Below are 25,693 nucleotides of genomic sequence, written 5' to 3'. Positions count from 1 at the left end.
GGAGTTCCCGTTGGCCGCCGATCGCATCGAGACCGTTGTCAGCCTCTGCAAGCGCAGAGGGTTCGTCTACCCCTGTGGGGAGATCTACGGCGGTACCCGCTCGGCGTGGGACTACGGACCCCTGGGTGTCGAGCTCAAGGACAACATCAAGCGCCAGTGGTGGAACTTCATGGTCCGGGGCCGCGAGGACGTCGTGGGCCTGGACTCGTCGGTGATCCTGCCGCGTGACGTGTGGGTCGCCTCCGGTCACGTCGAGGCGTTCGTCGACCCGCTGGTCGAGTGCGAGTCGTGCCACAAGCGGTTCCGGGCGGACACGCTGTCCGAGGAGTACGCCGAGCGCACCGGCAAGGAGGTCGCGGAGGGCGACGTCTCCGACGTGCCGTGCCCGAACTGCGGTGTGCGCGGCCAGTACACCGAGCCGAAGATGTTCAACGGCCTGCTCAAGACGCACCTCGGTCCGATCGAGACCGAGGAGGGCCTGCACTACCTGCGCCCCGAGACCGCGCAGGGCATCTTCACGAACTTCCTGAACGTGCAGACGACGTCGCGCAAGAAGCCGCCGTTCGGCATCGGTCAGATCGGCAAGTCGTTCCGCAACGAGATCACGCCGGGCAACTTCATCTTCCGCACCCGCGAGTTCGAGCAGATGGAGATGGAGTTCTTCGTCGAGCCGGGTACGGACGAGGAATGGCACCAGTACTGGATCGACGAGCGCACGCGCTGGTACACGGACCTCGGTGTGTCGAAGGAGAACCTGCGGCACTACGAGCACCCGAAGGAGAAGCTCTCCCACTACTCGAAGCGCACCGTCGACATCGAGTACCGCTTCCAGTTCGGCGGTCAGGAGTGGGGTGAGCTCGAGGGCATCGCGAACCGCACGGACTTCGACCTCACCACGCACTCGAACCACTCCGGCGTCGACCTGTCGTACTTCGACCAGGCCACGAACTCGCGTTACAAGCCGTTCGTCATCGAACCGGCGGCCGGCGTCGGCCGCCCGATGATGGCGTTCCTGCTGGAGGCGTTCACCGAGGACGAGGCCCCGAACGCCAAGGGCGGCGTGGACAAGCGCGTCGTGCTGAAGCTCGACCGCCGCCTCGCCCCGGTGAAGGTCGCCGTGCTGCCGTTGTCGCGCAACGCCGACCTCTCGCCGAAGGCCCGCGACCTCGCGACCGCGTTGCGCCGCAACTGGAACGTCGACTTCGACGACGCCGGTGCGATCGGCCGCCGCTACCGCCGCCAGGACGAGATCGGCACGCCGTTCTGCGTGACGGTCGACTTCGACACGCTCACCGACCTCGCCGTGACGGTGCGGGAACGCGACACGATGTCGCAGGAGCGCGTGGCGATGGACCAGCTCGAGTCGTACCTCGCCGCTCGCCTGATCGGCTGCTGAGAAACGGTTCTCCGGGCCCGGTGGCTTCTGCCACCGGGCCTGATTTTTGCCGTAAAGGCAACAGGTCGCCGCGCTGATGCGTGGTGTCTGCGTGCGCACGTGGAGATCGACCAGGAGCCCGCAGGAGATCAGGCAACTCGGCGTCGTGCTCGTCGCCGCAACGCCGGGCCTCGCGCTCGGCGTCATGGCGGTGTTCGGCGCCTTGGCCGTGGGACTGGTCATGACGAGGGTGACCGTGGTGCTCACCCAGACCAAGCCGCTGCGCGTCTGGACGATCGTCTCCGCGGTCGGGAGCACCACCTCGCTGTCGACGCTGTACACCGACTAACCCCGAGGTGAGCGGCCTGCTGACCAGCCTGAGTTCGGTCGTCTTCACCGTCGTGGAGGTGGAGCAGGGCGCCAGGTCTTGGGGCGTCGTCTCTCCGGAACTGCCGGCCTGACCGAGTCGTGGGACGCTCGGCCGGTGATCATCATCGGCCGCGGCGAGCAGCCGCAGTGGGTGTGGGTGTCGGCTGCGCACGCCGAGTCGGTCAGGGCACGGCTGGCGAGGGCGGGCCTGCCCCTGATCGGTGCCGCACTGGGCGTCGGGGTCGCGCTCGTCGTCGTGGGGCTGGCTCTGCCGACCGCGGACAGCCCGATCAACGTGATCGGTGTGATGATCGCCGGGATCGGCGCGTTCTGGGCGCTGTTGTCCGGACTGAGCCTCGCCACCGCGCGGTCGTGCGCTCAGGGCGAGTTCGTCGACGTCAACGGTGCTCGTCTGGTTCGCCGGTTGCTCGCGGTCTGGTGGGGTGGGGCGATCTTCTGCGGCATGCTCGCGGGGTTCGCCGAGGTGATGAGCCCGCTGCCGTTCACCGCGGGTTCGGCGGTGTACCTGGCGTTGCTGGCGGCGGTCGTGGTGCTGTGCGGAATCGCGTTCTTCGCCGCAGGCAACATCCTGGGGCGGTTTCGCGTGTAGGAGCCATGACGGGGGAGCAGATCAGGAGCCGTGGCCGCGTGTCGGCCGCGGTGGGTGTGGTGCTCGTGGCCTGGGTCGTGGTCGTCACGGCGCTGGTTGAGGTCGAGACACCGCACGCGCTGGTGGTGACGGCGGTGACGGCTGGGCTGGTGTGCCTGTGCCCGGTAGCCGGCGGGGTGGTGGCCACGCGGATCACCGATGCGGCGTCGGCTGCCCGGCTGCGGCACGTGTTCGTCGTGCTGGAAGGCGTCGTGCTGGCGCTCGTCTTCCCGTTCTACTGGTCCGTGTCCGGCGTTGGGCTCGTAGAAGGGTCCTACGGCTTCGCGCTGGTGCTCGCGCTGGTGCTCCTCGTGCCGGTGATCGCGGCACTGGCGCTCGTCCTGCGGGCAAGCCACGCGGTGCACCAGGTCGTCGTCGCCGCATCCGGTCCGATCGTGCCGGACTCCGGAGTCGGCGGACCGGCGCAGCGGATGAGGGTGCTGGGCACCGTGCTCGTCACGGTGGGCATCGTGTTGTCGGTCGCCGGGGTGGCGGTGGTGTTCACGGCGCCTTCGAACCAGGCGCTGCTCCCGGTGCTCGGCCTGCCGGTGCTGATCACGCCGGTGCTGCTCGGGAGGCTGCTCGTGCGGGTGCGGGACGTCTACTCGGCGCGCCGGCGCAACATCGGCTGGTGCCTCGCCGTCCCCACCGGGTGCGGGTTCGCGGTGACCAAGTTCGTGTCCCTGGGCGGTGCCGCGGGGATGCTGTTCGCCGGACTGGTCTTCGCGGCGGTCGTGCTCCTGGTGATCGCGCTCTTCTCGGTGCGGGAGTTCACCGGCGTGTGGGACCGGCCGTGGCGCGAACAGCAGCGAGCGGCTACTCGATGACTCAGCCGTTGACGCCGAGCTTCGCCAGGACGGCCTTGGTGACGGCGTTGATCGACTGCCGGGCGGTGGTCCAGGAGCCGGTCGGGCTCGTGGTGAGCACGGCGACGGCGTAGCGGTTGTCGAGGACGCCCGCACTGTGCAGGTAGACGTCGCTGGGCAGGTAGTACATCCAGCCCTGCTTGGCGTACACGCCGGTGATGCCGAGCAGGCCGAACGTCTGGTCGAAGCCGTCGGCGGCGGTGGTGGGGGCGGACGACAGCGCCGCGACGATCGTGTCCCGCTCCGGTGAGGCGAGGATGTACCGGTAGAGCTTGACCATGTCGTTCGCGGTGATGACGACCTCGCCCCACTGCGACGGGTCCTCCGGGGCGTGGGTGCCGGTGAGGCCTGCTTCGGCGGCGACGCGGCCGATGGCCTCCATGCCGTCGAACCTCGTCCACAGCACGTCCATCGCCTCGTCGTCGCTGGCGCTCAACGCTCGGTGGATCAGGTCCCGGTCGTCTTCGGACAACGGCTGTCGCAACGCGTCGATGGCAAGGATCAGCTTCGACAGTGACGCCGAGTAGAACGGCTGGTCGCCCTGTTGCGAGACGACCTGGCCGGTTTCGAGGTCCATGACGGCGACGCCGACGTCGGACTTGCCGCCGGCCGCGATCGCAGCCGACATATCAGCTGCGGACATGGTGGATACTGCCGACGAGCTGGCGGTATCCGATATATCGGGGCTGGTATGCGATATGTCGGCGCCGGGGTCGTCGGTGGTGTCGTCCGCGGAACCGTCGTCTGCATCCAGTATGTCGGGACCGCGCGACATTTCAGCGGAAGGCTTCGCGTGGGCGTGGCACGGCGAGGCGTCCGGGATGGCGAACACCGCCGCGACGAGGAAGAGGATCAGAGCCCAGCGCACACTTCCAAGTTCCGCGTCAGAGGAGCCTGGTGTCGAGCTTTTCCTCCTGTGCGGTTGCTGAAGAATCCTCCCTGACCACCACGTATGCGCCGGAGCCCTGCCGTTCCGTCACCGCTTCGACGAGCTCGGTGCCGCGGTAGAGCAGGCCGACGCCGTCGTCGGTGCAGTAGGTCGTCGGCAGCACGCCCGCGGCCACCGCCTCGTGGATCTTCGGGCGGCGGGTCTCCTCGGAGTCGTAGTGCACGCCGTTGCCGTAGGGCAGGAAGCCGAGACCGTTCGTGACGATCCGCAGGTCCGGGCCGAACGAGTCCGTGGCGCCGCCCGCGTGCCAGCAGATCGAGCCCGCCGACACGCCGCTGAGCACGACGCCGGCCTCCCACGCCTTGCGGAAGACCGCGCCGAGGCCGTGCACCTCCCACACCGCGAGCAGGTTCGCGACCGATCCGCCGCCCACCCACACGACGTCGTGGGACAGCACGAAGTCCTCGAGGTCGTCGGTCGGCGGCATCGTGAAGAGGTTGAGGATCGACACGTCGACGCCCGCGACCATGCCCGCTTCCGCCATGTTCGCGTTCATGTGCCGCTGGTCGCCCCCGGCGGTGCCCACGTGGCAGAGCCGGGGCCTGCGGCCTTCCACGCCGGACAGGTCCAGGGCGAAGTGGATCAGCTTGCCGAACTCGACGAAGGTCCGGCGCCCGGAGCGCAGACCTCCAGAGGTGGCGAGGATGGTGGGCTGCTCAGCAGGCATGACGATGATCCTCGCAGGGGCGTCAACGCGGGGCCCGCCCGGTTCTGGGAGCATGCAGGGGTGCGTACCCCACCCCTCAAACCACTGGCCAGGATTCGCCGGATCGTGCTGCGCCTGTTCTTCGGCGCGTTGGTCATCGGTGTGCTCGTGGGTGGCGGCACGGCGTTCCGCGTGTGGCAGGTCGCGCGGGTGGACGACTGGACGAAGGCCGACATGGCGATCGTCCTCGGTGCCGCGCAGTACAACGGCGTCCCGTCCGACGTGCTCGAAGCCCGGCTGGAGCACGCGCTCGGCCTCTACAAGGAGGGCGTCGTCGGTTACATCGCCACGACCGGCGGCCGCCAGCCCGGCGACAACTTCACCGAGGGCCAGGTCGGCAAGCTCTGGCTGGTCAAGCGCGGGGTCCCGGAGGACCGCGTGCTGCAGGTAGGCGAGGGCGCGGACACCCTCGGCTCGCTCAGGGCCGTCGCGTCGGTGGCCAAGGAACGCGACCTGAAGACCGCCGTGATCGTGAGCGACCCGTGGCACTCGCTGCGCGCCCGCACGATGGCGGAGGACGCCGGTCTGCACGCCTGGACGTCACCGACCCGCAGCGGCCCGAACGTGCAGACGCGTGAGACGCAGTGGTTCTACATCAAGCGCGAGACCGGAGCCTTGCTGTACTACCGCCTGATGAAGGCGCACGCAGGAGTGTTCGACGAGCTCAAACTGCCTAATATCGGCTGATGGGATACACCCGCCACGACGGGGAACGCCTGCTCCCCGAAGACCCCAAGAGCGGCGCGCTGCCGGGTGCCCGCAAGGACACGCGCACGCCGTTCTCCCGGGACCGGGCCCGCGTGCTGCACTCCGCGGCGTTGCGCCGGCTCGCGGGCAAGACCCAGGTCGTCGGCCCCGGCGAGGGTTCCGAAGTCACCGGTGTCCCTCGCACGCGCCTCACGCACTCGTTGGAGGTCGCGCAGATCGGCCGCGGCATCGGTGAGGAACTGGGCTGCGACCCGGACATCGTCGACACCGCCGGCCTCGCGCACGACATCGGGCATCCGCCGTTCGGGCACAACGGCGAGAGAGCGTTGAACGAGCTCGCCGGCCCGTGCGGTGGCTTCGAGGGCAACGCACAGACGTTCCGCATCCTCGCCCGCCTGGAGCCCAAGACCGCGCACGGACTGAACCTCACGCGCGCGGTGCTCGACGCGTCGACGAAGTACCCGTGGCCGCGCACGCCGGGCACGGTGAAGTTCGGCGTGTACGACGACGACCTCGAGGTGTTCGAGTGGATGCGTGCGGGCGCACCCGAACGCGCACAGTGCATCGAGGCGCAGGTGATGGACTGGTCCGACGACGTGGCGTACTCGGTGCACGACGTCGAGGACGGCGTGCTGGCCCACCGCATCAGCCTCGGCGCGCTGGGCCGTCCCGACGAACGCGGCGCCATCGCGTCGCTCGCCGCGAAGACGTTCTCCGACGAGTCCGTGACCACGCTCGAAGCCACCGCCGAGGAACTGCTCGCGCTGCCGGTGATCGCGTACTGGACCGACCGCGAGTACGACGGCTCGCTCGGCGCGCAGGTGGCGTTGAAGAACCTCACCAGCGAACTGGTCGGCAGGTTCGCGAGCGCCGCCGTCACCGCGACCCGCGAGGTGCACGGCGACGGCGCGCTGACCCGCTACTCGGCGTCGCTGGAGATCCCCCGGCAGGTGGCGGCGGAAGTGGCGCTGCTCAAGGCGATGGCCGTCCGGTACGTGATGAGCGACCCGGCCCGCCTCGCCATGCAGGCCGAGCAACGTGACCTGATCACCGATCTCGTCGTCCGCCTGATGGAGCGCCCGACGCTGCTCGACCCCGCGTTCCGCCCGGTGTTCGCGGCCGCTTCCTCTTATGAGGCAAGGCTTCGCGTCGTCATCGACCAGGTCGCGCTGCTCACCGACGCGCAGGCCGTGGCCTGGCACCGCGCATCGGCGTAGCTTCGAAGGCATGGCGGACGAATCCAGACCGCCGGGCCGAAGATGGCCATGGCGCAGACCAAGCCGGGAAGCCGTGCCCGTGGGCTTCGACGACCAGGGGGACGACGACGGTAGCGCCGGTGTGCGCGAACCCCGCCACCCCAAGCCACCCGGGCCGATGGGAGGAGCGGGGGAGCGGCCCGTCCCGGAAGACCCGATCGTGATGTCACTGCCGGATCCGCGTTCTTAGGCAAGATCCACGTTCTTAGGGAGAACCTCGTGACCGATCAGGCCGACTTCGCTCTGACCATGCACCGCGTCGCCGTCCCTGATCCGTCCTCCAACGCGTGCTGGTCGCCCTTCTCGGTGGCCAGTGCGCTCGCGTTGGCCCGTGAGGCCGCGCGCGGTGAGACCCGTTCCGAACTCGACGCGTTGCTGGCCGGCTTCGACGCCACCGACGCGCTGGACGTGCCCGAACTGGCCGTCGCGAACACGTTGTGGGCCGACGACGACCTGACGCTGAACCCGGACTTCTCGCTGACCTCCTCGGTGCGCCGCACGGCGTTCTCCGACCCCGCGACGGTCCGCAAGATGGTCAACACCGACGTCGCCGAGACCACCCGCGGCCTGATCCCCGAACTGCTGACGGACGCGCCGCCCGCGGACGCCGCGGCGATCATCGTCAACGCGCTGTACCTGAAGGTGGGCTGGCTCAACGCGTTCTCCGCCTGGGAGACCGCGGACAGGCCGTTCCACGCGCCCGGCGGCGACGTGTCCGTGCCGACGATGAAGGTGACCGAGAAGTTCCGCTACGCCCGGCACGACGGCTGGCAGACGATCGTGCTGCCCGCGGACTCCGGGGTGGAGGCCGTGATCCTGCTACCCGACACCTCGCTGGACCAGCCGCTGGACCGCTCGGTTCTGCAGGCCGCCAACCGGGTGAACCTCGAGCTGTCACTGCCCAAAGTGGACGTTCGGGAGAAGTTCCAGCTCAGGGGAGTGCTGGAACGGCTGGGAGTCCGGCGCATGTTCGCACGCGACGCCGACTTCAGCGGGCTTTCGCCGGATGAGCGGTTGTTCGTCGACGACGTCATCCACGAGGCCGTGCTGCGGCTGGACGAGGAGGGGCTGGAGGGTGCGGCGGCCACCGCTGTCACGTTCCGGACGGTGTCGATCGAGATCCCGGCGGAGCCGATCGTGGTGAACGTGGACAGGCCGTTCCTGCTCGCCGTCCGGCACGCACGGTCCGGCGCCGTCTACTTCCTCGCGCAGGTCGCCCGTCCGTAACCAATTTCGGCACCATTCGCCCTGATGTGCGGGCGTTTCGCGCGGCGAGATCATGATCATGGCTTTACCGTTCCAGGTATGACCCAGCACGGTGCCGGCGAGCAGCTCGTCGTGCTCGCCGCGGCGGGCGCCACGCAAATCACCTGCTTCAGCGGCGTCACAGTTCCTGTCCTCCTGCGAACCGAGTGCTACGCGAAAGCGCTGGCCACCGCGCTGGGCCTCGCGCCGTCGCCGGATCTGCAGCGCGACGGTGTGCTGCCACAGTGCGTGTTCTTCATCCACGAGTACGCGTTGCAGACCGTGGTGGGGAACAACCGGCTGATGGAGGACCAGGTCCTGCACCTGCTGTTCCACGCGCCGTCGATCCGGGTCGTGCCGGCCAGCGCGGGCGGGGCGGCGGCGGTCGGGCTCGACTACGCGCTGATCCAGTACGAGCACGAGCCGCCGCTGGTCTACCTCGCGAACTGGGCGCTCGTCAGCGACGCGGCCACCGTTGAACGGGCCATGCAGGTGTTTCAGCGCATGCACGCGGTTGCCCTCGACAACGAGCGGTCGCGTGACGTGCTGATGGAGTACGTGGCCGTGTACGACCGTTAGTTCGGGGTGTTGCGGCGCAGGAAGAGCCGCATGCCGTTCTCGCCGGGCAGCGCGCACAGCAGCAGGCGGACGTTCTGGTGACGCACCGGCACCGCACACGAGTCGCCCGCCAGCAATGTTCCCGCCAGCAGGCCGGCCGACTCGTGATCGATGTCCAGCACGAAGTCGTTGCTCATGGATGGACCCTATGAGCTGGCCGCCTCGCAACCCAGTCACCCAAAGGTGTCACATTCTCTGTCACGTTCTGGGGAACCACCTCGTCCAGAGAGCATGACGAGGATCAAGGGAGTCACCAAGAAGGACGCGGGCCTGCTCACCAAGGCCCTGTACTGGTTCGCGCGGCGTGAGTTCGGCGCGGTGCCGGAGCCGGTCACGGTCATGGCGCACCACCCGAAGCTCCTGATCGCGAGCGGCCGGCACGAGCTGGCGGTCAAGAAGGCGATCCACGGGCCGTTGTTCGAGCTCTGCGTCTACCGGACGGCCGTGAAGCTCGGCTGCTCGTGGTGCGTGGACTTCGGCGCGATGCTGATGAGGCACGGCGGTCTGGACATCGAACGGCTCAAGCACATCGACGATTACGCGACGTCCGAGCTGTTCACCGACCTCGAACGCAAGGCGCTCGCCTACGCCGACGCGATGACCGACACGCCCGTCAGCGTCACGGACGAGCAGGTCGCGGAGCTGGAAAAGCTGCTGGGACGCAAGGAACTGATCGCGCTGACCTACCAGATCGCACTGGAGAACCAGCGCGCTCGGTTCAACAGCGCGTTCGAAATCAAGGACCAGGGGTTCACCAGCGGCGAAGCCTGCCGCGTTCCGACAAACTAGACGGGTGGAGAAGATCACCCTGACGGGTGCACAGGAGACCATGCTCGCCACGCTGTACGGCCGGGCGCTGGACAGCGGGCGGGCCACCTCCGTGCTGCACGACGACGAGGCACGGCGTGCGGTCGACCGGATCGACTACGACTTCGGCAAGACCGGGATGACCACGACCACCGCGGTCGGTGTCGCCATCCGCGCGAAGACGCTCGACGACTGGACCCGCGACTTCCTGCGGCGCAACCCGTCCTGCACGGTGCTGCACCTGGCCTGCGGGCTGGACACGCGCGCGCACCGCATCGAGCGGCCGGACACCGTGCGGTGGGTCGACGTCGACATGCAGGACGTCGTCGCGTTGCGGCACAAGCTGTTGCCCGAGCCGGCGGGCGACTACCGGCTCGTCGCGTCGTCGGTCACCGAGGACGCCTGGCTCGACGAGGTGCCCGCCGACCGCCCGGCGGTGGCCGTGTTCGAGGGCCTCTCGATGTATCTCACCCAGGCGGAGGGCCACGCGCTGATCAGCCGGATCACCCGCCGGTTCGCCAGTGGTGAGCTGTTGTTCGACGTCTACGGCTCGTGGGGGATCAAGCTGCAGAAGCTCGTTCCGGCCGTGCGCAACGCCGGGGCGACGTTGCACTGGGGCGTGGACGACCCGCGCGAGATCGAGGCGCTGCGCCCCGGACTGACCACTGTGGACGCTTGGCGCAGCGTGGACCTGCCGCACCTGGACGCGTTGCCCAGGTCCGGCAGGATCCAGATGAAGGTCGTCAGCGCGACCCCGAAGCTCCGCGACGTCGGGAAGTTGCTGCGACTGCGTTGGTGATGTTCGGGTTGGTGCTCAGGCTTCGATGACGAAGTCGAACTTGGCGGTGTAGCGGTTGCCGATGAGCGGGCCCAGCTCGACCTCGCACTCGCGGTCGAGGTAGGCGTCGCGCCGGTTCAGCGCGGCCACGTTCATCCCGTACGCCCTGAGGTTGTCCGGGAAGAACAGCTGCGTGGTGAGGATCCGGCCGTTCCGCGCCTGCACCTTGACGTGGATGTGCGGGGTGCGGCCCGGATAGTCCTTCGGCACGATCGTTTCCAGCACATAGGCACCGGACGCGTTCGTGAACTGGTGCCCACGCATCTTGAACGTGGTGTTGTCGTACACGCCCCGGTTGTCGGCCTGCCAGAAGTCCAGCAGTGCGTTGGGGATGGGCGCGCACTTCATCGTGTAGACGAACCCGGTGATGCTGAGCACGACGCCGGTCACGCCAGGTGTGCGCAGGTTCGTGCGCTGCGGGGAGTTCCGCTTGAAGTAGGGACCTTCGATGTTCGACGGGGTGTCGTCGTCATCGACGCAGGTCGGGGTCAGGGGGAGAGGGGCGCTTCGAGCGGTGGTGGTACCCGCGGCGGTCAGCGCGACCGCGGCGGCCGCACCGGTCGCCAGGAACGCCCGGCGGGTGGGCAGGTCGTGTTCGGGCATGATCGGACTCCGGTGGTTGCAACCCGCGGCAGGGGGCTTGGGCTGGACCAGCGGCGAAAACGTTAGCGTCGAAACGAAACCGGGACCAGTTACGGTCTAGACCAAAAAGTCCACGTGACCGAGCTTGTCCGGGTTCGCGATGTCGTAGATGGCGGCGACCTTGCCGTCGTGCACGGTGAACGTGGTGACGCGTGCCGCCACGTCGCCCTGCGCCGCCATGACCACACCGAGATCGCCGTTGACGAACACCGGCCGGTGCTCCGGGTAGCCGTACTTGCGCAGCAGCCCGAGGAAGAACCGGGCGACCTTGTCCGCGCCGGAGACCGTGTTGACCGCGGTGCGCACCTTGCCGCCGCCGTCGCCGATCATCACCGCGTCCGGGTGCAGCAGGCCCAGCACGGCCTCGATGTCGCCGCCGGCCATGGCCCGCAGGAACTTCTCCAGCACCTCCTGCTGCTCGGCCAGTGCCGCGCGAGGTGGTGGCTCGGCGCCCGCGACGGCCTTGCGGGCGCGCGAGGCGTGCTGGCGGGCGGCTTCCGGGGTCAGCCCGAGGGTGTCCGCGATCTCGTTGAACGGCAACGAGAACGCGTCGTGCAGCACGAAGGCGACGCGTTGCTCGGGGGTGAGCCGGTCCAGCACGACCAGCGCCGCCATCCGCACGCCGTCGTCCCGCACGACGGACGCGAGCGGGTCCGCGTCCTCGCCGGTGGTGAGCAGCGGTTCCGGCAGCCAGGAGCCCACGTAGGTCTCCCGGCGCACGGCCGCGGACCGCAGCCGGTCGAGGCAGATGCGGCTCACCACGGTCGTGAGCCAGCCGCGCACGTCGCGGATGCCCTCGGCCGCTGAGAAGCGCAGCCACGCCTCCTGCACGGCGTCCTCGGCGTCGGCGACGCTGCCGGTCAGCCGGTACGCGACGCCCACGAGGTGGGTGCGATGGAGTGCGAAGTCGTCGGCCGCGGTCACGGTTGGCAGTTTGCCAGGGGATTAGACTCGGGGACGTGGCAGGACGCATCAGGGAGAGCGACATCGCGTTGGTGCGTGAGCGCAGCCAGATCGATGAGGTCGTCGGCGACCAGGTTTCGCTGAAGAGGGCCGGCGGAGGCGCGCTCAAGGGCTTGTGCCCGTTCCACGACGAGAAGACGCCCTCGTTCAACGTCCGCCCGTCGCACGGCACGTTCCACTGCTTCGGCTGCGGCGAGGGCGGCGACGTGATCGCCTTCGTGATGAAGGTCGAGCACCTGTCGTTCGTGGAGGCCGTCGAGCGGCTCGCGGACCGGGCGGGCATCCAGCTCACCTACGAGGGCGGCGGCGTCACGATCCAGCGCGATCGGGGCACCCGCAGCAGGCTCATCGAGGCGCACAAGGCGGCCGCGGAGTACTACGCCGAGCAACTCGCGACGCCGGAGGCGCAGGCGGCGAGGGAGTTCCTGGCCGAGCGCGGGTTCGACGAGGCGGCGGCCCGGCAGTTCGGCTGCGGCTTCGCGCCCGGCGGCTGGGACAAGCTCACCAAGCACCTGCTGGGGCGCGGTTTCGAGCTCACCGAGCTGATCAAGTCGCAGCTCACCAAGGAGGGCCGCCAGGGGCCGATCGACCGGTTCCACCGGCGGTTGCTGTGGCCGATCAAGGACATCGGCGGCGAGGTCGTCGGCTTCGGCGCGCGGCGGATCTTCGACGACGACCCGATCCAGGCGAAGTACCTCAACACCAGCGAGTCGATGATCTACAAGAAGTCGCAGGTGCTGTTCGGGCTCGACCAGGCCAAGCGGGAGATCGCGAAGCGCAAGCAGGCCGTCATCGTCGAGGGTTACACCGACGTGATGGCGATGCACCTGGCCGGCGTGCCGACGGCGGTCGCCTCCTGCGGCACGGCGTTCGGCACGGACCACATGAACGTGCTGCGCAGGCTGCTGATCGACGACGACGTGAACGGCGAGGTCATCTTCACCTTCGACGGCGACGAGGCGGGCCAGAAGGCCGCGCTGAAGGCGTTCGACGGTGAACAGCACTTCTCCGCGCAGACCTACATCGCGGTGGCGCCGGACGGCATGGACCCGTGCGAGCTGCGGCAGGCCAAGGGCGACGTCGCGGTGCGCGACCTGGTGGCGCGGCGCACGCCGTTGATCGAGTTCGCGATCAAGGCGCAGCTGCGGGCGTACGACCTGGACTCGGTGGACGGGCGCGTCGAGGCGCTCAAGAAGATGGTGCCGTTCGTCGCGCAGATCAAGGACCGCGCCAAGCGGGACGGGTACGCGACGCGGCTGGCCTGGTGGGTCGGCTGGGACGACGAGGCGATGGTCGTGCGCCGGGTCCGTCAGGTCTCCGGCGGCAAGACGCCGGCCGCGGCCCCTCAGCGCGTCGACCCGAACCAGATGGCGCTGGGCGTGGAGGTCGACGGCCCGGCCCGGCCGAACCCGCGCGACCCGCGGCTGGTGCACCAGCGCGAGGTGCTCAAGGTCGCGCTGCGGCTGCCCGAGTACGCCGGACCGCTGTACGACTCACTGCCGGACGAGGCCTTCACCGAACCGGCGTACGTGGCGCTGCACCAGGCGATCCGCCAGGCCGGTGGCGCTTCCTCCGGGCTCGCGGGCACGGCGTACCTGGACGCGATCTCGCAGGCGTGCTCGCACGCGTCGGTGCGGTCCGTGCTGACCGAACTCGCCGTGGAACCGTTGACCGTCAAGCAGAACGACGAGTTCCGTTACGTGTCGATGGTGATCGCGCGGCTGCAGGAGGTGCAGGTCGGCAAGCAGGTCGAGGACGTGAAGTCGCGGTTGCGGCGGCTGTCCCCGATCAAGGACGCCGACGAGTACCGGTCGCTGTGGGGCGACCTCGTCGCGCTGGAGGAGTACCGCAAGGCGCTCCTGCAGCAGAGCGCGGGAGTGCTGTAGTGGGGTTGTTTCGACGGCTGTTCGGCTCTGGAGCGCCGGACGGGTTCACCGGCACGTTGGAGCCCGAGGAGACCGTCATCGCGTTCACCGCGGTGGAAGGCGGCCATCTGGTCGTGACGTCGCTCGGGCTGTGGGTGCCGGGACCGCGCAGGATCGGCTGGCACCTGATCAGCAAGGTGAAGTGGGAAGGCGCGCTGCGGGTGGTCGAGGCCAGGGAGGCGTCGACCGAGGGGCCGGTCGTGCTGCTGGAAGACCTTCCCGCGCAACGGTTCGCGGTCGCCGACCCCGGCAAGGTGCTGCGGGCGATCAGCCAGCGCGTGGAGGGGTCGATCCGGCACCGCGAGCGCGTCGAGTCGCCCGGTGTGTGGATTCTCCAGCGCAAGATTCCCGGCCGTGACGGCGTCGTGTGGCAGGCCCGCGGAGACGCCGGGGTGGATCTCGCGGCCGTGCACGAGGCGGTTTCCGGGTTCGCCGCGAGGCTTGCGGGCTAGCAGTACGCGTGTACTGTTAGCCGTATGTGGGATCCGGCGCAGTACTTGGCCTTCGCCGATCACCGGGCGCGGCCGTTCTACGAGCTTGTGGCGCGCGTGGGGGCTTCGGAGCCTCGCCGCGTGGTGGACGTGGGCTGCGGGCCCGGCAATCTGACCTTGTCGCTGTCCTCGCGGTGGCCGTCCGCGGTCATCGAGGCGTTCGACTCGTCTTCCGAGATGGTCGAAGCCGCTCGTGCCGCTGGTGTGGATGCGCGCGTGGACGAGGTGATGACCTGGGAACCGTTGCCGGACACCGATGTCGTGGTGTCCAACGCGGTCCTGCAGTGGGTTCCGTCACATCCCTCGATCGTGGAGAAGTGGGCGTCCGCACTGCCTTCCGGCGCGTGGCTGGCGTTCCAGGTGCCCGGCAACTACGCCGACGCGTCGCACCGGCTGATCCGCGAGGTGGCGGGATCGGGGCTGGCGCACGTCTTCCGGGCGGAGAAGCCGGTCCTGGCGCCCGTGGAGTACGCCGAGCTGCTGGCGGTCTGCTCCTCTGTGGACGTCTGGGAGACCACGTACGTGCAGCGGCTGTCCGGCCCGGATCCGGTGCTCGAATGGGTGAGCGGCACGGCTTTGCGGCCGGTGCGGGCCGCACTGTCCTCTTCGGACTGGGAGGCCTACGTCGCGGAACTGGCGCCGCGGCTGCGCGAGGCGTACCCCGAGCGCGCCGACGGCACCACTTGGTTCCCGTTCAGACGGATCTTCGCGGTGGCCCAGGTGTGAAGATCGTCACGCCCTCGGCGTGGCCGGAGGTGTGACGGAGCGGCCGTTGGCGTCTGCCTGGTGCCGCCACGGAGCCTTCTCCGCGGCCTTTTCCGCAGCGTCCGCGGCCAGGTCTTTCGCCTGGTGGGCCGCCTCGAACGCCTTGTCCTTCGCCTGGCTCGCCGTCTTGCGCACCGTGGGGTTCGCAGTGAAGCGGTGCCAGAGACGCACGATCTGGTCGTAACGCTCGCGTCCGGCCTTCGCGCCGAGCACGTAGCCGATCGCCGCACCGACCAAGATGCCCTTCATGCGGGTCTCCTCTCACATCGTGCCTGGTCAGGCCCCATCTTGCCGCAAAGTGGGGGGTGGTTGATGAACTAGTTTTGCGGACCATGTAGAGTTACCCACTGTCAGGAGGAACCAAGCCTGACAGGCAAGACACAACAGAACATTCCCCCATAGCTCAATTGGCAGAGCATGCGACTGTTAATCGCAGGGTTACTGGTTCGAGTCCAGTTGGGGGAGCTTAACAGCAGGTGAGGCCCCATCCGATGCGGATGGGGCCTCGCTTCGTTTCAGGCCCTTTGCATTGCGCGGTAGAAGGAGTTCGCGGAGGTGGCCCAGTCCATCCGGGACACCGCGCGGAAGCCGGCCTGGACGCACTTCGCCCGGAAAGCCTCGTCCACCAGCATCTTCACGACGGCCTCGGCGAGCCCGGCGCTGTCGCCCACCTCGGCGAGCAGCGCGGTCTCGGCGTGGACGCAGAAGTCCTCGACGCCGCCGTTGCGGGTGCTGACCACCGCGCTCCCGCAGGCCATCGCCTCGGCGGCGGGAAAGCCCCAGCCCTCCGTCGTCGAGCTGCACAGGTAGACCGCGCTGCGTTGATAAACCTGTTCCACCAGCGAGTTGCCGCTCAGGCCCTGGTGGTAGGTCATCCACTCCGGCAGTTCGGCAGGGCGTTCACCGAAGCCGAACGCGTGCACCGTGAGGTCGGGCAGGACGCGCCGGACATCTGTCAGCGCCGCCACGCCCGTTGTCAGCCCCTTCACCTGATGGCGATCGGCCAGCAGCGCGACTGTGCGGCCACGCGGGCGTTCGACGTCCGGCGGCCGGAACGTGCGGAGGTCCAGGCCGTTGGGCACGACCGTGATCCGATCCTGGTCGACGCCGAGCCCGCGCAGCACTCCGGCCAGGTACGACGAGACGACGATCTTGGGCACGTCCAGCGTCAGCACGGCGTGGACCTCGTCGGTGCCGTCCCACACCTCGTAGCCCTGCACGAGGTGGACGGGCCTGCCCTGGCCGGGCGAGAGGTGGGGGAGCAGCCGCGCGGTCGTCCAGTGCGTGGCGACCACGACGTCGCCTGGTGGCAGTCGGCTTGCCTCCAGCACGGGCAAGATCGCCAGCCGGACCCGGCTGTCCACCGGGAACCACTTCATGGCAGTCCGGAGTCGGTTCGGGCTCAGGCTGTTCCACATGTCTCGCAGCGCTTCGCGGACGTGCACGACCGGTTGAGCCCAGCCCTGCCGCCACCGTTCGTGCACGACGGTGACCTCACATCCCAGTGCGGCCAGCCTGTTCGCGTACTCGTAGACGACGCGGACACCGCCGATCGGCTTGCGAGCGAAGGTCGGCAGGATGAAGGTGATGCGCACAGGGCATCGAACCACGTCATCCGACTGGGGCCTTTCGGATCGCCCTCGGGTGGGTCAGCTTGGGTGGATGTCCCGCTTCGCGAACCTCCGCCGCATCTCGTCGCTGGATCCGGTCGCCGACCACGAGGAGATAATGCGGATCTCCGCCGGCTTCGAGTTCCCGTGGGACTACCAGAAGTCGTTGGAGATGGCGCTGTTCCGCACGTACTGCGTCCCGACGATCTCGGGCCTGCTGGCACGCACCGGCGAGTTCGAACGCCGCCCGCAGAAGCGCTACGACGACACCGCGGTCCTGATGGCCGAACTGGTGGAGCACGGCTACGACTCCCCGCGCGGACGTGAGGCGTTGCGCGTGGTCAACCGGCAGCACGGCCGTTACGACATCTCCAACGACGACATGCTCTACGTGCTGGCGACGTTCATCTACGACCCGATCGAGTGGCTTTCGCGGTATGGCTGGCGGCCGTTGACCCGCCACGAGCAGCTGGCCGCGTTCCACTTCTACCGCGCGGTCGGCGCCCGGATGGGGATCCGGGACGTGCCGGCCGGCTTCGACGAGTTCCTGGCCTTCAAGCAGGCCTACGAACAGGAGCACTTCGTGTTCGCCGAGTCGAACCGGCGGATCGGGCAGTACACGCTCGACCTGTTCTGCTCCTGGTATCCGTCGTTGGCGCGTCCTGTGGTCTCACGCGCTGTGGTCGCGATGCTCGACCCGCTGATGGTGCGCGCGTTCGGTTTCACCGCGCCACCGGCCTGGGTCGGGGCGTTGGGACGCCTCGCGCTGCGTGTGCGCGCTCTTGTCGTGCGGCGCATGCCGATGCGCAAGGTCCTGAAGCTCACCAACGCCCGCAATCGCACCTATCCGGGTTACCCGCGCGGTTACCGGCCGTCGGACCTGGGGGCGATCTCCAGCACCGCGCCCTGATCGTTGAGCGTGAAGCCCATCGCCTTGAGGAACTCGTTGCCGGGCTTGAAGTCGTCGAGCCTGGCGTGCACGTGCGTGACCGCCGGGAACCGTTCGGCGAGCGCCTTGACCATCTCGCTGCCGATGCCCCACCTGCGAAGGTCCTTCGGCACGAGGAAGAACCCGATGCTGGCATGGCCCGGCGCCGGATGGTCCAGCACGAGGTCGACGAACCCGATCATGCCCTGGGCCTGGGCGACCAGCAGGTGCTTCTGCTCGAACGCCACACCCTCCGGCAACGCGTAGAAGAGGCTCTGCACGTCACCGGGCCCGGACGGATGCCCCGTGGCAGCCTGGAACCAGTCGTCGCAGTCGGCGAACAGCCGCAGCACCTCGGGCTCGTCCGCCGGGGTGAAGTCGCGGAGGGTCAAACGCACGCGTGCAGCCTATGTGTCGCTCGCCACGGGGGCGCGCAAGGGCCGTTCGGGCTGATCGGTATCCTCCACCACGCAGCGTTAGCGGCTTGGCCTGCGGCTGCGAGGGGGCAGTAGCTCAACCGGTCAGAGCAGCAGACTCATAATCTGTCAGGTTGTCGGTTCGAATCCGACCTGCCCCACAACCTCAGCCTGACCCTGCTCGCGCAAGCGCTCGCCGGTTCGGTTGTCGTCATGTTGCGGGGGCGACCCCGCAGTCCCCGCAGTCCCCGCGGCCTCAGCCTGACCCTGCGCGCAGACCTTCCACGTAGATGGACAGGAAGCGGCGCCACTCGCCGGGCACGTCCCTGATCACCTGGGCCATCGCCCTGGTCAGCGTGGCCATGTCGGTGATCGAGAAGTCGGGCCGCAGGACTCCTGCCGTGATGGCTCGCATGATCAGGGTTTCCGCGTGGCCCGCGCCGCGGTGGCAGGCCGAGACCACTTCCGGGGCGTTCGGCAGGTCCTTCGCGAGGACGTCGTTGAGGCCGCGGTCCTCGGCATGCAGGGCGTAGAGGTCGTCCAGGTAGGTGACGAAGCCGTGCCACGGGTCCGGGTCGGCCAGGGCCTTCTCGCCGATCACGTCCAGGGCGGCGAGGCGCTCGGGGAAGATCGCCGACACCAGGTCCTCGCGGGTCGGGAAGTGCTTGTAGAGCGTGCCGATGCTGACCTCGGCCTTGCGGGCGATGTGCTCCATCGGCACGTCGAGGCCGCGGTCCGCGAACAGTTCCGCGGCCGCTGCCAGCAGCTTCTGCCGGTTGCGTGCCGCGTCCGCACGCAGGGGCCTCGACGCGGTGACCATGTGCGGATCCTACTCAGCGGTTAAGTCGAGGGTGCCCTCGAATTCTGTGGTAGCGTCGGACGAGTAAGTCGAGGGGTGCCTCGAATTAGCGTTCGGAAGGGCGAAACCCATGTCTCCCACCGTGGTTGTGCTCGGGGTCGGCCCTGGGCTGGGCATGTCCGTCGCGCACCGGTTCGGTCGCGAGGGCTACGAGGTCGTGCTGATCTCGCGTCGTGGTGACCGGCACGAGGGCTATCTGGCGGAGCTGGCCGGCAAGGGCGTCAAGGCGCGGGCGTTCGCTGTGGACGTGCGCGACCGCGAGCACCTTTTGTCCACTTTGGACTCGATCGGCGCTGTCGACGTCGTGTACTACGGGCCGGGCGCCACCGACCTGAACGACATGCCCGGCGAGATCACGTCGACCACTTCTGACGAGGTGCGCGAGGCCATGGGCTGGCTGTATCCGGCCGTCGACGTCGTCGGGCACGTGCTGCCGGGCGTGATCGAGCGCGGGGGCGGTCTGCTGTTCGCCGGAGGGCTGAGCGCGGTGATGCCGATGCCGGTGCTCGGTGCGCTCGCGCTTTCGTCGGCCGCGTTGCGCAACTACGCGTTGACGCTCAACGCGGCGTTGGCCGACAAGGGCGTTTACGCGGGCACGCTCACCATCGGCGGTGTCGTCGAGCGCGGCGACATCCATCGTGCGGTCGCGAGCAGGCCCGAGCGGTTCGGCAACCTGGTCGAGCACACGCTCGACCAGGACGAGGTCGCGGAGACCGCATGGCAGATGTTCGTGAAGCGGGACCGTGCGGAGGAGGTGTTCTCCGTGCTTTAGAGGTACGAACCGGGGGTGTGGCCGAGTGAGCGGCGGAAGACGTCGATGAACGCGCTCGCGGTGGCGAACCCGCACTGCTGGGCCACGGTGGTGACCGGCTGCCCCTCGGCCAGCAGGCGCAGTGCGTGGTAGAGGCGCAGTTGCGTGCGCCACTGGGGAAACGTCATGCCGAGGTCCTCGCGGAACAGCCGGGTCAGCGTCCGGCCGCTCGCGCCCGCCTCGCGTCCCAGTGCTTCGAGACCGCGTGTGTCCGAGGGGTCGGTCTCGAGCATCGCGCAGACCTTTGTGAGCCGCGGGTCCGTTGCGGTCGGCACGCGCACCGGTTGCTCGGAGGCGGTGGCGATCTGGTCGAGCAGCACTGAGCGCATTCGTTTGCCCGCAGGGGTTTCTCGGTCGTTCATGTTGGTGTAGGCGATCAGCAGTTCACGCAGCAGAGGGGACACCGTCAGGGCCGTTGGCTCGTGCAGCTTCAACGGGTTCTGGGTGAGTCCGAGGAAATGCAGCTGTGTGACGCCGTATGCGCGGTGTGCGTGCACGGTGCCGGCGGGGATCCACAGCGCACGGTGGGCGGGCGCGATCCAGCGTGACGTCTCGGTGTGCACGGCAACGACGCCGCGGCTGGCGTAGACGATCTGGTTCTCGTCGTGCCAATGCGCGGTGACACCGGCGGCGGCCGCCAGTTCACGGCTCGCGGTCGGCGCTGTCGGCTGATGGCGAGAATTCGACATACATCGGCAGAATATCGGAATCGCGAACGCTCTGACGGCCGCGACGATCGGTGCGTGAACACTTCTCGATGGCGGATGACGGTCCTGGTCGCCGGGCACGCGGTGGACGACCTCTACCAAGGTGCCGTGCCCGCCGTCGTGCCGTTCCTCGTGGTCGAACGGTCCTACAGCTACCTCGCGGCGGCCGGCATCACGGTCGCCGCGACGTTGCTGTCGTCGGTGTTGCAGCCGTTGTTCGGCGTGCTGACCGATCGCAAGGCCATGCCGTGGCTGGTCCTGGCCGGGATGATGGTCGCCGGCGTGGGCATCGGGTTGTGCGGCCTGAGTGACTCGTACCTCTTCACCTGGCTCGCGATCGCGTTGTCCGGCATCGGCGTGGCCGCCTATCACCCGGAGGCGGCCCGGCTTGCCCGGCGCGTCGCCCGTGACGGTCATGTGGGGATGAGCTGGTTCGCGTTGGGCGGCAACGCGGGATTCGCGTTGGGGCCTGTGCTCGTCACGCCCGTGCTGGCGTTCGGCGGCCTTGGTGCGAGTCCGTTGCTGATGATCCCCGCTCTGGTGGGTGGCGCTTTGACGTTCGCCGCGCTGCGCGGTGTGCAGGGTGTGGACGTTGCCGCGGTGCGCGTTGGCCGAGACGACTGGCGTCAGTTCGGGCGGCTGACGGTCGTGGTCATCGCACGGTCGATGGTGACGTTCGGTCTGGGCACGTTCCTCGCGATCTGGGTGGCGCAACGGGTCGGCGGCTTCATCGCGGGTTCGGTCGCGCTCGTCGTGCTGTTCGGCGTCGGCGCTCTCGGCACGCTGCTCGGCGGCGTGCTCGCCGGGCGCTGGGGCCGCATCCGCGTGGTGCGCACCTCGTATGCGCTCGGTATACCGGCTGTCGCAGGCGTCGCGCTGGTGCCGGGACCAGCTGTGTACATTTTCGTCGCGCTGACCGCGTTGACGTTGTACGTGCCGTTCTCCCTGCACACGACGCTCGGCCAGGACTACCTGCCGAACCGGCTCGGCACGGCCAGCGGTGTGACCCTCGGCCTCGCCGTCAGCGTCGGCGGGCTGGCCGCACCCGCGATCGGCGCGCTGGCCTCCGTGACCTCGTTGCAGTGGGCTCTGCTCGCACTGCTGGTGTTGCCGCTGGTCGCCTGGGTCGCCGCCCGCGGTCTGGCCGAACCAGCGCGATGCGCGCTCTAGGCGCGGTGACTACGGTTGAACGCGTGCGAGTGGCGACCTGGAACGTGAACTCAGTCAAGCAGCGCGTGCCGAGGCTCCTGCCCTGGCTGGACCAGCGGAAGCCCGACGTCGTGTGCCTGCAGGAGACCAAGCTGGCCGACGACGCCTTCACGGCCCTGCTGGGCGACGCCCTGGGAGAGCGCGGCTACGAGTTCGCGCTGTTCGGCGAAACGCAGTGGAACGGCGTGGCCATCCTGTCCCGCGTGGGCCTGGACGACCTCGCAGTAGGCGTAGCCGGCGCACCCGGCTACCCGCACATCGAAGCCCGCGCCGTAGCCGCCACATGCGGCGGAGTGCGCGTGCACTCGCTGTACGTCCCCAACGGCCGTGAGCCAGAGTCCGACCACTACAAGTACAAGCTGGAATGGCTGGCCGCCCTGCGCGACGTCCTGCAAGCCGGCCCCGCGGACGCCCTGGTGTGCGGCGACATCAACATCGCCCCCACCGACGCCGACGTCTTCGACCCCGAGGCCTACATCGGTCAGACGCACGTGACCGAACCCGAACGCGCCGCGTTGCAGGCCATCGAAGCGTTGGGGTTCCACGACGTCGTGCGCGACCGGTGGCCGAACGAGCGGATCTTCAGCTACTGGGACTACCGCGCCGGCATGTTCCACCGCGACCTGGGCATGCGGATCGACCTGATCCTGGCCTCGACCTCCGTCGCGCCGCGGGCGAAGGCGGCGTGGATCGACCGGCTCGCACGCAAGGGGACCGGGCCGAGTGATCACGCGCCGGTGATCGTGGATCTGGACGAGGCGCCGGACGGGGACATCGGGCCCGTGGTGCCGCCGCCGTCGTCGCCGGGGGCGAAGAAGAAGGTCAAGCTGCCTCAGTCGAAGTGATCGCTAGATTGGCCGGATGGACCCCGGAGTTCCCGACGTCGCCTTCGACCGCTGGTGGCACGCGATGCGCGACGTCGCGGCGACCAGGGCGACATCGCTCGCCTGGCGGCAGCACAGGTACAAGTTCGCGCACCGGCTCGGGCGCGAACTGGCCGGTGGCCTGAGCGGTCCTGCTGTCTACGGGGTCTGGTTGCAGTGGGGACTGCTGTACGTCGGTCAGACGCTGGAGGCCGAGCGCAGGCTCAAGGACCTGGCCATCGGGGAGAGTCACCACCTGGCGAACACCTACCCGCCGGAGATCTGGCATCACGTCGTGGTGGTGGCGTGGCCGCAGCTGCCCGAGGCTGCCCGCGTGCTCGAAGCCTTGAGCCCCAAGGCGATCGGCGAAGGGCTTGAGCACCGGTTGCAGGAAGCACTGGCGCCGTTGGCCAACGCGTCCCGCCGGACGTCGGACGGTCAGTGGCGCGACGTCGACTGGAAGACGAGCCGTTCGCTCGGTGCCCGTACCGGCAAGCAGATCGACGACCTGTTCGTTGCGGTGCTGGAGGCCTGGAACAAGGCCGCGGGTTCGCCTGACGGCGAGGGCCTGCCGTCATCCAGCCGGGTTGTGTTCCCTTCCCAACTGCTGGGTGAGGTCTGACGGAGGTGGCAGCGTCACGGTGAAAGCCGCCCCGCCTTCCGCGGCCGGCCCCGCCTTGATCGTCCCACCCATCCGCGTCACCAGCCCGTGCACCAGCGCGAGCCCCACCCCGGTCCCGACCGGTCGCGATTCCTGGTACCGCGCGTGCAGCACGCCCCGGTCGAACGCCACCGGGTAGTCCTCCGGCGCCAGTCCGGGGCCGCCGTCGCGCACCTCCAGCACGGAGGACAGCGAGAGCACGACGGGGTGGCCGGCGGGCGTGACGCGCAGGGCGTTCTCCATCAGGCCGTCGATGACCTGGCGGAGGCGGCGGGCGTCGGCGAACACCACCGGGGACGCTGATACCTCCAGTGCGAAGTGCACGCCGCGGGCGTGGGAGCGGGCGTGCCACACCTCGGCGGCTGAGCGCACCACGGGTTCCAGGGCCACCGCGGCCATGTCCAGGCGGAAGTCGTCGGCGCCCAGGCGGGCCAGGTCCAGCAGGTCGGTGACCAGGCGGTCGAGGCGGCGGGCCTCGTCGAGGATCACGGTGCCCACCGGGGCTACCTGCGTGCCGGTCACCACGCCGTCGGCCAGGGATTCGGCGAAGCCGGTCACGGCGGTCAGTGGCGTGCGGAGTTCGTGGGAGACGGAGAGCAGGAAGTCGCGTTGGCGGGATTCGCTGCGCTGCAAGGCATCTGCCAGCAGGTTCACCGACGTTGCCACCTCGGCCAGTTCCTCGGGGCCGGAGACCGGGACGCGGAGATCGCGGCGGCCGGTGCTCATCGAGTGGGCTACTGAGGCCACGCGGCGCAGTGGGCGGGCCAGGAAGGTGCCGAGGGCGAGGCCGGCCAGGCAGGCCACGGCCAGGCCTATGCCCAGGGCGATCAGGACGTTGCGGACCAGTTTGCGGTAGGTGTTGCTGGTTTCGGTTTCCTGCACCAAAGCGAAGCCGCCCGCCCCCGACTGACGGGCTTCCACGTTCAGGCGGCCGCTCACCCGGGAGACAGCAGAGCCGTTGAGCACTTCGCCGGCGCCTACCTCACGGGCCGCGCGGACGGCCGCGCGGTCGGCTCCGGAGAGTTCGCCGGAAGGGGAGATGCGGACGATCGCGATGCCCTGGCCTTCCAGGACCTGTTCGACGCGGTTGTTGGAGATCTGGCCTGCCACCACGTCGGCCTGGGAGCGCAGGATCTCGCGGCTCACCTGTTGCGAGGTCGACAGGACGAGGCGCGTGGAGACGAAGCCCGCCACCAGGACGGCGACGAACGCCACTCCCAAGCACAGCAGGGCGATCCGGGCGGCCAGGTTCATGACGCGTCCGCCGAGTAGCCAACGCCGCGCACTGTCCGAATAGGACTCAGCGGGCCGAACTTGGCTCGCAGCTGAGCCACGTGCACGTCCACGGTGCGGGTGCCGGCCACCGACGAATAGCCCCACACGGCGCTGAGCAGCTGTTCGCGGGAGAAGACCTGGCGCGGGTACTTCATCAGGTGGGCGAGCAGGCCGAACTCCGTCGAGGTCAGTGAAACCTCGTCGGCACCGGCGAAAGCGCGCCGTTCGCCGACGTCGAGCCGTACCGAACCCACCTGCAGAACGTCTGACACACCACCAGAAGAGCGCCGCAGGACCGTGCGCACGCGCAGGGCCAGCTCGCGTGGGCTGAAGGGCTTGGTGATGTAGTCGTCGGCGCCCAGTTCGAGGCCCAGCAGGCGGTCCACCTCGTCGTCGCGGGCCGTCACGAACAGCACCGGGGTCCAGTCGCCGGACGCGCGCATCGAACGGCAGACCTCGATGCCGTTCATGCCGGGCAGGCCGACGTCCAGGACCACCGCCACGGGTGACAGGGCGCGGACCGCGGCCAGTGCCGCGTCCCCCGAGGACTCCAGGTGCACGCCGAAACCGTCGCGCCGCAGATACAGCGCCACGAGTTCGGCGATCGCCGGTTCGTCCTCCACGACGAGCACCAGGCCACGTTCCACGCGTTCACCCCGGCTGGTTGATGTCCGACTCGATGCTGTTCAGCGTTGATTCCACATCATCGAGGTCCGACACCGGCGTCTCGCCCCGGCACGCCGTCAGCGACACCAGCAGAACCAGCGCGGCGACCCACCTCACTTGGACCCGCAGTGCTCGGACTTGAACTTGGTGATCCGCTCGCCGGCCTTCGAGATCTTCACCAGCTGCGCGTCCCGCAGCTTCAGCCGGGCGTCCAGCACGTCCGCGCGCGCCGTGTTGCCGGCCTTGCGCGCGTCAGCGGCCTTCTGCTCGATCCACTTCTTCGACCCCAACGTCTCGGCAGTGCCGTTGATCCTGTCCGTCAGGGCCTTCACCTTCGCCTCGACCCGCGGCACGCGGTTCGAGCAGATCTGCTGCACCTTCTCCGGGCTGATCGTGATCGGTTCCTGCGCCGACGCGGTTCCCGCGCCCAGCAGCAGCATCCCCAGCACGAGCCCACCGATTCGCGAAATGTTCATGGCACGGAACGATGCCCGCGCATCGTCAGAGCGGGGTCCG

General features: G+C 68.9%; 32 protein-coding genes and 2 tRNA genes. 20 read left to right on the top strand and 14 right to left on the bottom strand.

Annotated features, from left to right (window positions below):
* The first annotated feature begins 10 nt into the window (after positions 1-10).
* From SK803_RS32955 to SK803_RS32940, 4 genes are all read left to right on the top strand, one after another.
* A complete protein-coding gene (locus SK803_RS32955) occupies positions 11-1,396 on the top strand; it encodes a glycine--tRNA ligase (RefSeq protein ID WP_319970129.1) in 1,386 nt (461 codons plus the stop codon).
* Positions 1,397-1,487: 91 nt separating this feature from the next.
* Entirely contained in the window at positions 1,488-1,724 is a 237-nt protein-coding gene (locus tag SK803_RS32950) for a hypothetical protein (protein ID WP_319970061.1), read from the top strand.
* A gap of 135 nt (positions 1,725-1,859) precedes the next feature.
* The gene (locus tag SK803_RS32945; RefSeq protein ID WP_319970060.1) at positions 1,860-2,354 is read left to right on the top strand and encodes a hypothetical protein; all 495 of its coding nucleotides are present in this window, start codon (positions 1,860-1,862) and stop codon (positions 2,352-2,354) included.
* Positions 2,355-2,359: 5 nt separating this feature from the next.
* Positions 2,360-3,220, top strand: coding sequence for a hypothetical protein (locus SK803_RS32940; RefSeq protein WP_319970059.1), 861 nt, complete (start codon positions 2,360-2,362; stop codon positions 3,218-3,220).
* A gap of 1 nt (position 3,221) precedes the next feature.
* Here SK803_RS32940 and SK803_RS32935 read toward each other — a convergent pair whose 3' ends face one another.
* Positions 3,222-4,127: a serine hydrolase gene (locus SK803_RS32935; protein ID WP_319970058.1), complete on the bottom strand. Its 906-nt coding sequence runs from the start codon at positions 4,125-4,127 to the stop codon at positions 3,222-3,224.
* Positions 4,128-4,143: 16 nt separating this feature from the next.
* Positions 4,144-4,875 carry a Type 1 glutamine amidotransferase-like domain-containing protein gene (locus SK803_RS32930; RefSeq protein WP_319970057.1) on the bottom strand — a complete coding sequence of 244 codons (732 nt, stop codon included), beginning with the start codon at positions 4,873-4,875 and terminating at the stop codon, positions 4,144-4,146.
* Between the two features lie 60 nt (positions 4,876-4,935).
* On the opposite strand from SK803_RS32930, the gene SK803_RS32925 reads away from it, so the two are divergent.
* The 4 genes from SK803_RS32925 (at position 4,936) to SK803_RS32910 (ending at position 8,702) form a co-directional block, all read left to right on the top strand.
* Positions 4,936-5,601 (top strand): YdcF family protein, encoded by a 666-nt coding sequence (locus tag SK803_RS32925; RefSeq protein WP_319970056.1) that lies wholly within the window; start codon positions 4,936-4,938, stop codon positions 5,599-5,601.
* The gene (locus SK803_RS32920) at positions 5,601-6,839 is read left to right on the top strand and encodes a deoxyguanosinetriphosphate triphosphohydrolase (protein WP_319970055.1); all 1,239 of its coding nucleotides are present in this window, start codon (positions 5,601-5,603) and stop codon (positions 6,837-6,839) included. The genes SK803_RS32925 and SK803_RS32920 overlap by 1 nt, the downstream gene beginning before the upstream one ends.
* A 258-nt stretch (positions 6,840-7,097) precedes the next feature.
* A complete protein-coding gene (locus SK803_RS32915; RefSeq protein WP_319970054.1) occupies positions 7,098-8,105 on the top strand; it encodes a serpin family protein in 1,008 nt (335 codons plus the stop codon).
* 78 nt (positions 8,106-8,183) lie between these two features.
* The gene (locus SK803_RS32910) at positions 8,184-8,702 is read left to right on the top strand and encodes a Scr1 family TA system antitoxin-like transcriptional regulator (protein ID WP_319970053.1); all 519 of its coding nucleotides are present in this window, start codon (positions 8,184-8,186) and stop codon (positions 8,700-8,702) included.
* Here the strand turns inward: SK803_RS32910 and SK803_RS32905 are convergent.
* The gene (locus tag SK803_RS32905) at positions 8,699-8,878 is read right to left on the bottom strand and encodes a hypothetical protein (protein ID WP_319970052.1); all 180 of its coding nucleotides are present in this window, start codon (positions 8,876-8,878) and stop codon (positions 8,699-8,701) included. The genes SK803_RS32910 and SK803_RS32905 overlap by 4 nt on opposite strands.
* Positions 8,879-8,972: 94 nt before the next feature.
* On the opposite strand from SK803_RS32905, the gene SK803_RS32900 reads away from it, so the two are divergent.
* Together SK803_RS32900 and SK803_RS32895 are read left to right on the top strand one after the other, a co-directional pair.
* Positions 8,973-9,530, top strand: a complete 558-nt coding sequence (locus SK803_RS32900) for a carboxymuconolactone decarboxylase family protein (protein WP_319970051.1) — start codon at positions 8,973-8,975, stop codon at positions 9,528-9,530.
* 4 nt (positions 9,531-9,534) lie between these two features.
* Positions 9,535-10,347 carry a class I SAM-dependent methyltransferase gene (locus tag SK803_RS32895; protein ID WP_319970050.1) on the top strand — a complete coding sequence of 271 codons (813 nt, stop codon included), beginning with the start codon at positions 9,535-9,537 and terminating at the stop codon, positions 10,345-10,347.
* Between the two features lie 15 nt (positions 10,348-10,362).
* Here the strand turns inward: SK803_RS32895 and SK803_RS32890 are convergent, their stop codons facing one another.
* Both SK803_RS32890 and SK803_RS32885 read right to left on the bottom strand, forming a co-directional pair.
* Complete coding sequence (locus SK803_RS32890) at positions 10,363-10,989, bottom strand: dioxygenase family protein (protein ID WP_319970049.1); 627 nt, start codon at positions 10,987-10,989, stop codon at positions 10,363-10,365.
* A gap of 96 nt (positions 10,990-11,085) precedes the next feature.
* Entirely contained in the window at positions 11,086-11,952 is an 867-nt protein-coding gene (locus SK803_RS32885) for a sigma-70 family RNA polymerase sigma factor (protein WP_319970048.1), read from the bottom strand.
* A gap of 35 nt (positions 11,953-11,987) precedes the next feature.
* On the opposite strand from SK803_RS32885, the gene dnaG reads away from it, so the two are divergent.
* Genes dnaG through SK803_RS32870 form a run of 3 tightly spaced genes read left to right on the top strand, consistent with a single transcriptional unit; the run spans position 11,988 to position 15,133 of the window.
* Positions 11,988-13,877 carry a DNA primase gene (gene dnaG / locus SK803_RS32880; protein WP_319970047.1) on the top strand — a complete coding sequence of 630 codons (1,890 nt, stop codon included), beginning with the start codon at positions 11,988-11,990 and terminating at the stop codon, positions 13,875-13,877.
* Entirely contained in the window at positions 13,877-14,368 is a 492-nt protein-coding gene (locus tag SK803_RS32875) for a hypothetical protein (protein ID WP_319970046.1), read from the top strand. Before dnaG ends, SK803_RS32875 begins: the two co-directional genes overlap by 1 nt.
* Positions 14,369-14,392: 24 nt before the next feature.
* A complete protein-coding gene (locus SK803_RS32870) occupies positions 14,393-15,133 on the top strand; it encodes a trans-aconitate 2-methyltransferase (RefSeq protein ID WP_319970045.1) in 741 nt (246 codons plus the stop codon).
* Positions 15,134-15,139: 6 nt separating this feature from the next.
* Here the strand turns inward: SK803_RS32870 and SK803_RS32865 are convergent, their stop codons facing one another.
* Positions 15,140-15,421, bottom strand: a complete 282-nt coding sequence (locus SK803_RS32865; RefSeq protein WP_319970044.1) for a YtxH domain-containing protein — start codon at positions 15,419-15,421, stop codon at positions 15,140-15,142.
* Positions 15,422-15,564: 143 nt separating this feature from the next.
* Here SK803_RS32865 and SK803_RS32860 point away from each other — a divergent pair.
* Positions 15,565-15,637 (top strand) — tRNA-Asn (locus SK803_RS32860).
* Between the two features lie 50 nt (positions 15,638-15,687).
* Here the strand turns inward: SK803_RS32860 and SK803_RS32855 are convergent.
* Complete coding sequence (locus SK803_RS32855) at positions 15,688-16,767, bottom strand: glycosyltransferase family 4 protein (RefSeq protein WP_319970043.1); 1,080 nt, start codon at positions 16,765-16,767, stop codon at positions 15,688-15,690.
* A 67-nt stretch (positions 16,768-16,834) separates the two neighbouring features.
* On the opposite strand from SK803_RS32855, the gene SK803_RS32850 reads away from it, so the two are divergent.
* Positions 16,835-17,692, top strand: coding sequence for an oxygenase MpaB family protein (locus SK803_RS32850; protein ID WP_319970041.1), 858 nt, complete (start codon positions 16,835-16,837; stop codon positions 17,690-17,692).
* Here the strand turns inward: SK803_RS32850 and SK803_RS32845 are convergent.
* Positions 17,647-18,108, bottom strand: a complete 462-nt coding sequence (locus tag SK803_RS32845; protein WP_319970040.1) for a GNAT family N-acetyltransferase — start codon at positions 18,106-18,108, stop codon at positions 17,647-17,649. The two genes, SK803_RS32850 and SK803_RS32845, sit on opposite strands and share 46 nt — an antisense overlap.
* A gap of 104 nt (positions 18,109-18,212) precedes the next feature.
* Between SK803_RS32845 and SK803_RS32840 the strand changes: the two genes are divergently transcribed.
* A tRNA-Ile gene (locus SK803_RS32840) sits at positions 18,213-18,287 on the top strand.
* A gap of 95 nt (positions 18,288-18,382) precedes the next feature.
* Here the strand turns inward: SK803_RS32840 and SK803_RS32835 are convergent.
* Positions 18,383-18,946 carry a TetR/AcrR family transcriptional regulator gene (locus SK803_RS32835; protein WP_319970039.1) on the bottom strand — a complete coding sequence of 188 codons (564 nt, stop codon included), beginning with the start codon at positions 18,944-18,946 and terminating at the stop codon, positions 18,383-18,385.
* A 109-nt stretch (positions 18,947-19,055) separates the two neighbouring features.
* Between SK803_RS32835 and SK803_RS32830 the strand changes: the two genes are divergently transcribed.
* Complete coding sequence (locus tag SK803_RS32830; protein WP_319970038.1) at positions 19,056-19,757, top strand: SDR family NAD(P)-dependent oxidoreductase; 702 nt, start codon at positions 19,056-19,058, stop codon at positions 19,755-19,757.
* Here SK803_RS32830 and SK803_RS32825 read toward each other — a convergent pair.
* On the bottom strand, positions 19,754-20,485 hold the full coding sequence (locus tag SK803_RS32825) for an AraC family transcriptional regulator (protein WP_319970037.1): 732 nt from the start codon (positions 20,483-20,485) through the stop codon (positions 19,754-19,756). The two genes, SK803_RS32830 and SK803_RS32825, sit on opposite strands and share 4 nt — an antisense overlap.
* Before the next feature lie 54 nt (positions 20,486-20,539).
* On the opposite strand from SK803_RS32825, the gene SK803_RS32820 reads away from it, so the two are divergent.
* The 3 genes from SK803_RS32820 to SK803_RS32810 are packed head-to-tail and all read left to right on the top strand — an operon-like array spanning position 20,540 to position 23,197.
* Positions 20,540-21,673, top strand: coding sequence for an MFS transporter (locus SK803_RS32820; RefSeq protein ID WP_319970036.1), 1,134 nt, complete (start codon positions 20,540-20,542; stop codon positions 21,671-21,673).
* A 23-nt stretch (positions 21,674-21,696) separates the two neighbouring features.
* The gene (locus SK803_RS32815; protein ID WP_319970035.1) at positions 21,697-22,557 is read left to right on the top strand and encodes an exodeoxyribonuclease III; all 861 of its coding nucleotides are present in this window, start codon (positions 21,697-21,699) and stop codon (positions 22,555-22,557) included.
* Positions 22,558-22,573: 16 nt separating this feature from the next.
* Positions 22,574-23,197, top strand: a complete 624-nt coding sequence (locus SK803_RS32810) for a hypothetical protein (RefSeq protein WP_319970034.1) — start codon at positions 22,574-22,576, stop codon at positions 23,195-23,197.
* Here the strand turns inward: SK803_RS32810 and SK803_RS32805 are convergent.
* From SK803_RS32805 to SK803_RS32790, 4 genes are read right to left on the bottom strand one after another with little or no spacing between them, the layout of a single operon-like run.
* Positions 23,150-24,490 (bottom strand): HAMP domain-containing sensor histidine kinase, encoded by a 1,341-nt coding sequence (locus SK803_RS32805; protein ID WP_319970033.1) that lies wholly within the window; start codon positions 24,488-24,490, stop codon positions 23,150-23,152. The two genes, SK803_RS32810 and SK803_RS32805, sit on opposite strands and share 48 nt — an antisense overlap.
* Positions 24,487-25,158, bottom strand: coding sequence for a response regulator transcription factor (locus tag SK803_RS32800; protein WP_319970032.1), 672 nt, complete (start codon positions 25,156-25,158; stop codon positions 24,487-24,489). Before SK803_RS32800 ends, SK803_RS32805 begins: the two co-directional genes overlap by 4 nt.
* A 4-nt stretch (positions 25,159-25,162) precedes the next feature.
* Positions 25,163-25,294 (bottom strand): hypothetical protein, encoded by a 132-nt coding sequence (locus tag SK803_RS32795; RefSeq protein WP_319970031.1) that lies wholly within the window; start codon positions 25,292-25,294, stop codon positions 25,163-25,165.
* Positions 25,291-25,653 (bottom strand): hypothetical protein, encoded by a 363-nt coding sequence (locus SK803_RS32790; RefSeq protein ID WP_319970030.1) that lies wholly within the window; start codon positions 25,651-25,653, stop codon positions 25,291-25,293. The genes SK803_RS32795 and SK803_RS32790 overlap by 4 nt, the downstream gene beginning before the upstream one ends.
* Positions 25,654-25,693 lie beyond the last annotated feature (40 nt).

It is taken from the genome of Lentzea miocenica, from assembly GCF_033949945.1.
In the GTDB taxonomy this organism is placed as follows: domain Bacteria; phylum Actinomycetota; class Actinomycetes; order Mycobacteriales; family Pseudonocardiaceae; genus Lentzea; species Lentzea miocenica.
This window is presented reverse-complemented; position numbering and strand designations above follow the sequence as displayed.